This window comes from Gluconacetobacter entanii, assembly GCF_003206495.1.
Classification (GTDB): Bacteria; Pseudomonadota; Alphaproteobacteria; order Acetobacterales; family Acetobacteraceae; genus Novacetimonas; species Novacetimonas entanii.
The window spans coordinates 1-4,804 of record NZ_NKUF01000087.1; the positions used below are offsets into that span (position 1 = coordinate 1).

Sequence of the window (4,804 nt, forward strand, 5' to 3'; positions counted from 1 at the left end):
CAGATGGCCAACAGCAACGCCGTCAGAATGGCGGCATAACAACAACCGGGTATAGCTTATTCAAACCCAAAAACTGTCCGAACAGACGGGTCCACCTCTGACCTGGCCGGTGGCGTGCTGGTGTTCGCCACGCTCAAGAAGCGCCAGGACGGGATCTATCGCGCCGTGCCGGTGCCCCCGTCCCTGCTCGAGGCCCTGGATCTGGTGCATGGCATCCGCGAGGCCCAGCGTCGGCGGGGCCGTGGAGCGGCCGCCCGGCTGTGGCCCTGGTCCCGCATGACCGGCTGGCGGGCCGTGCACGCGGTCATGGCCGCCGCCGGCCTGTCCGGCCCGGCCGCGTCCCCCAAGGGCCTGCGCCATGCCTTCGGCGTCGCCGCCGTCTCCAGCGGCATCCCCCTCAACATGGTGCAGAAATGGCTCGGCCACGCCCAGCTCTCCACCACCGCCATCTAGGCCGATGCCGTCGGCGCCGAGGAGCAGGATATCGCACGGAAAATGTGGGGGTAAACGAGAAATATCTCGTTTGGGGAAATATCCTATATTCAAATTGAATGAATATTCATTTCACATTTTATATGGTTGACAAAGGCAAACATATTATGAGATGAAAAGACGTTATTTTGAATATTCAAAAAGGATTAAAAAGTGATTATAGCAATAGGGAATACGAAAGGAGGGGTGGGGAAGACCACTTTAGCTGTTCAACTCGCCATAATCCGTGCCACTGCTGGTAGAGAGGTATGGCTGATTGATGGTGATCGACAGGGTACAGCTGCTGCTGCTATCGCAGCTCGTTCTGAAGCTGGAAAGCTACCTTGGATTGCTTGTGCACAGTATCCAGACGGCCCCAATCTACGTGCCCAAGTTCAGCAGCAGCGTGATAAATGGGATGATATTATCATCGATGTTGGCGGCCGAGATTCTACAGCGCTTCGTGCAGCACTCATTCTCGCTGATACGCTTCTGGTTCCGTTTGCGCCGCGTTCCTATGACGTATGGGCACTAGACGACATGGCTGCTCTCATTGATGAAGCACGAAGTGTTCGGGATGGATTGCGTGCTGTAGCTGTTATGAACCAAGCCGATCCAGGAGACCATTCAACGGATAATGCAGAGGCTGCTGCAGCAGTGAAAGAAGTGCCGCAATTCATTTATCTGCCGATACCAATTCGACGCCGCAAAGCGTTCAGTAATGCTGGTGGAGCAGGTCTGGCTGTTTCCGAACTGACGCCGCGAGACCCCAAAGCTGTCGCTGAAATTTCTGCACTTGCAAATGCCGTTTTTAATCCAATTTGAATATTCATAACATATTAAGGATAGATTAAATGGCAATTCATCGCAAAGCTAAACCAACGTCGGTAGAATCTGCTGCAGATGCTTTCGTTACTGGAGCTCCTGATGCAGGAAAAACAAAGCCTCTATCATACGACAAAGGGTTGCCAAAGGGACATAAACGCCAGATTAGTTTGACCATTGCTCCAGACTTGTTACGGCGTGTTGATGAACGCGCTGAAGCTATGGGAACAGGCCGAGCTGCGTTTATCAGTATGGCAATTTTCAAAACGTTGGAAGAAAGTTAAAATGATATTTTAAGAATATTCAAAAAATATCTTAATGGTAATTTACTGGGTTAATTTTAGAGCCACTGAACGCGCATATGTCTCCCTAAAGGGGATCTCGGCTTATGACACATAGACAGAAGATGGCTGAGAAGACGAACAGGCCTTGCGTCATCGGTCGTATGCTGAACAACGTAGCAGGGACAGAGTGGGATCGGACGAATGAGCAAACGCAAACCACCATCAGAACAGAGTGAACTTGTCCTTTCTCCCACAACCGCACGTGTCATTCAGCTCTCGGCTGAAATTCAGGCAACTCCGCCTGATGAGATTGAGTTCATGCACACGGTGCTCTGCCAGGTTGGTCTTCCCCGTAAACGGACGAAAGAAACTCGCTTTGAACGAAACAATGGCAAGGCATCCCTGCTTATTACAGCAGGAGAAATGTTTAACGATGGCCATTGGGAAAAGCTCTTCGTCCCGTATGGAACCAAGCCACGATTGGCGCTTTTCCACATCAGCACCGAAGCGATCCGAACGAAATCGCGTATTGTTGCAGTCGGACGGACTATCAGTGAATTTATGAAACGCCTCAACATCAGCCAGAATGGTCCATCCCGTGAGGCATTTCGGGCACAGATGAACGCCTTGTGCGCCTGTGAAATGAAGCTCGGCTACGGGTCGCGCAATCTGAATGCCCGGCCGGTGGATGAATTCGATGCGTGGACCAAAAATCTCGCAAAAGATAGCACGATCGAGCTATCCGAAAAATTCTGGCAGGAATTGAAAGAAAACGCTGTCCCACTTGACCCTCGTGCACTTGAGGGTTTGCAGCACTCAGCTTTAGCGCTCGACATCTACACGTGGCTTGCCCATCGACTTCATCGGGTGCGGCGGCCTGGTGAGAAGCTTACTTGGGCCAACCTTCGTTTGCAGTTTGGGCAGGAATATACGGACGATAAGAATTTCAAGAAGGCATTCCTGATCGCATTGCGACAGGTTGCGGCTGTTTATCCAGATGCAAGGCTTGAACAGGTTCGGACGGGTCTAAGACTGATCGCATCACCGCCGCCCGTACCGCGGCAGACAATCATCGCCTATCAAAAAACCATCGGATCAGATACTTAATCAAAAAATCTGACAAAAATGAGCGGTGCAATTACCACCCGTTGACCACTGGCCCTGTCGACTGAGCGCGGTGCAATTACCACCCTTTTAGCAACGGCATCAACGGTTCAATTATAATGCAAGTGCTATCCTTTTGCGTCTGCTTCGATGTCAGAGGAAGGCGGTGTAATCACCACCCTTTTGGCATTTGCGGAGGCACTGAAAGCACGGTGCAATCACCACCCCTCTTGTTCTGCTCAAAGCCACCAAAAAATAGTGCGATTGCCACTGTTTCTAGGAGAAGGCCTCTCTCTGTGAATAGAAAAGTTATCCCGGTGCAATCACCACCCTAATACGGTGCAATCACCACCCGTAGACACGGTGCAATCACCACCCATAGGCACGGTGCAATCACCACCCCCCTAAAACCGATATGATTCCCGTTATCTAAACCGATAGGTTTTTCCGGTAGTTGTCCGATAATTTCTAACGAAATTGTGGGTAAATATAAGACTTAAAATTTCGATCTAAATCACCGCCTCTTGGGGACTACGCCCCCGCCGGCTCGCGGCCTACGGCCGCCCCGATCGCGCATAGCGCGATCTCCCACCCGGCATCCCCCTGCTCGCCCTTTCAGGGCTGCGCTAAACAGACACGCCTACGGCGCGAAATCATAATCTGACGATGCGGTAACGCATCGTCTCTCCACCAGCACCTTCCTCTCCTGCGTCGGCGCCTTCGACGCCCTACGGGGCTCCCGCTCCGCGCTCGCCCGACGCCTGCAACACCAGAAAAACCGGACAAGACCGTAATCTGCTCAAGGCGCACCGGTGTTCAGGCGATCATTCAGCAGCTCACGTGTTGCGGCATGCCCGTCAGCCGCCACAGGGTGGCCGTACAGGCATTACCGCGTGTGGTGGCTAGTTTGTGAGCGGTAACGGGAATTGCGCTTTGTGCGGCCTCTCAGGGCGCTCTGCTGGCTTTATCAGGAATTGATGGGCTGTCCATTTCTGTCTGACCGTCCAGATATCCTGCTCCTAACTTTCAGTGGGATAGTTCTGATTGAAAAACCCAAGCGTTAGGGATATGGTGCATTATGCCGACGCTTCTACGCATCAATGGATTTCGTGTCGTGATTTACACGGCAGATCATGTGCCAATGCACGTTCACGTCATAAGCGCGGATGGAGAAGCGGTGATTGAAATTGGCAGGAAAGCCCGACTGATACGGGCAGGTGGCATGAAAGATAAGGTCATACAGGAAGCCCTTGTCATCGTGCAGGACCACGCTGAGATGTTGGCTGAAGCATGGGAGAAGATACATGGCGAATGACATGAACTATCAGGCCGCTCGTGAAGCAGACGCGCTTCATAGAGCAACAATTCCTCATGCGGTCTCCGCACGGTTTATCCGTGCTCGCCGCGCTCTTCACGTCACGCTCTCCAACGGTGTTGAGATGAGCGTGCCTGTGGATCTGCTACAAGATTTGCAGGACGCTTCCCTGAATGATCTGGCCGAGATCGAGATCACCCCGCTGGGTAATGGCCTTCACTGGCCCCGTCTCGACGCCGATGTTCTGGTCGAAGGTCTGATCCACGGTATCTACGGTTCCCGAAGCTGGATGGCAGCACAGATGGGACGCGTGGGCGGATCGTCCGCCAGTCAGGCAAAGGCGGCGGCGGCACGCCGGAATGGTGCTAAAGGCGGTCGGCCAAGGAACGTCGCGTAAGATAGTCACCGCCTTTCAGGCGGTAGGGAACTGTCGTGTCACGTCTGCTCGCTGCAACGACCATTCTCGCCGAAAGGGTGGACCGATACGGTCTACCATTTGGCTGAAGGGGCTCGGGTTTTCCAAGCCCTTTGGGCATGCCCGCACCAGCGGTGCAATGGTGTATGAGGGCCTACGTTTCTATTGGGAGCGCTTAGGGAGCGACGGGGGAGCGTTCGTGGAGCGCCTATAGGAACTTCATTATATGAAATCAAAAAATAGGCCGTCCTCACGAAACGCCTATAACTTACGAAATCAAAAAAACCTGAAAGGGGTCGTTTGCGGGAGGGGGCGAAATCCTACGCTAAGGATTTAGGCCAGCGATATTCGCCGGTGAGGTTGATGTGTTCCCATCCCAGCGGTGAGACA

6 protein-coding genes are annotated in these 4,804 nt (G+C 53.0%); all 6 read left to right on the forward strand.

Features of this window, described 5'->3' with window-relative positions; translation table 11 throughout:
* The first annotated feature begins 114 nt into the window (after positions 1 to 114).
* The 6 genes from CFR72_RS16175 to CFR72_RS16200 all read left to right on the forward strand — a co-directional run bounded on the left by CFR72_RS16175 (position 115) and on the right by CFR72_RS16200 (position 4,396).
* Positions 115 to 453: a site-specific integrase gene (locus CFR72_RS16175; RefSeq protein WP_244182350.1), complete on the forward strand. Its 339-nt coding sequence runs from the start codon at positions 115 to 117 to the stop codon at positions 451 to 453.
* A 192-nt stretch (positions 454 to 645) separates the two neighbouring features.
* The gene (locus CFR72_RS16180) at positions 646 to 1,296 is read left to right on the forward strand and encodes an AAA family ATPase (RefSeq protein WP_110914763.1); all 651 of its coding nucleotides are present in this window, start codon (positions 646 to 648) and stop codon (positions 1,294 to 1,296) included.
* A gap of 29 nt (positions 1,297 to 1,325) precedes the next feature.
* Entirely contained in the window at positions 1,326 to 1,580 is a 255-nt protein-coding gene (locus CFR72_RS16185; RefSeq protein WP_110914764.1) for a ribbon-helix-helix domain-containing protein, read from the forward strand.
* A 201-nt stretch (positions 1,581 to 1,781) separates the two neighbouring features.
* Positions 1,782 to 2,687, forward strand: a complete 906-nt coding sequence (locus CFR72_RS16190; protein WP_025812575.1) for a replication protein RepA — start codon at positions 1,782 to 1,784, stop codon at positions 2,685 to 2,687.
* Between the two features lie 1,075 nt (positions 2,688 to 3,762).
* A complete protein-coding gene (locus CFR72_RS16195) occupies positions 3,763 to 3,999 on the forward strand; it encodes a DUF4160 domain-containing protein (protein ID WP_040133518.1) in 237 nt (78 codons plus the stop codon).
* A complete protein-coding gene (locus tag CFR72_RS16200) occupies positions 3,989 to 4,396 on the forward strand; it encodes a DUF2442 domain-containing protein (RefSeq protein ID WP_110914765.1) in 408 nt (135 codons plus the stop codon). Before CFR72_RS16195 ends, CFR72_RS16200 begins: the two co-directional genes overlap by 11 nt.
* Positions 4,397 to 4,804 lie beyond the last annotated feature (408 nt).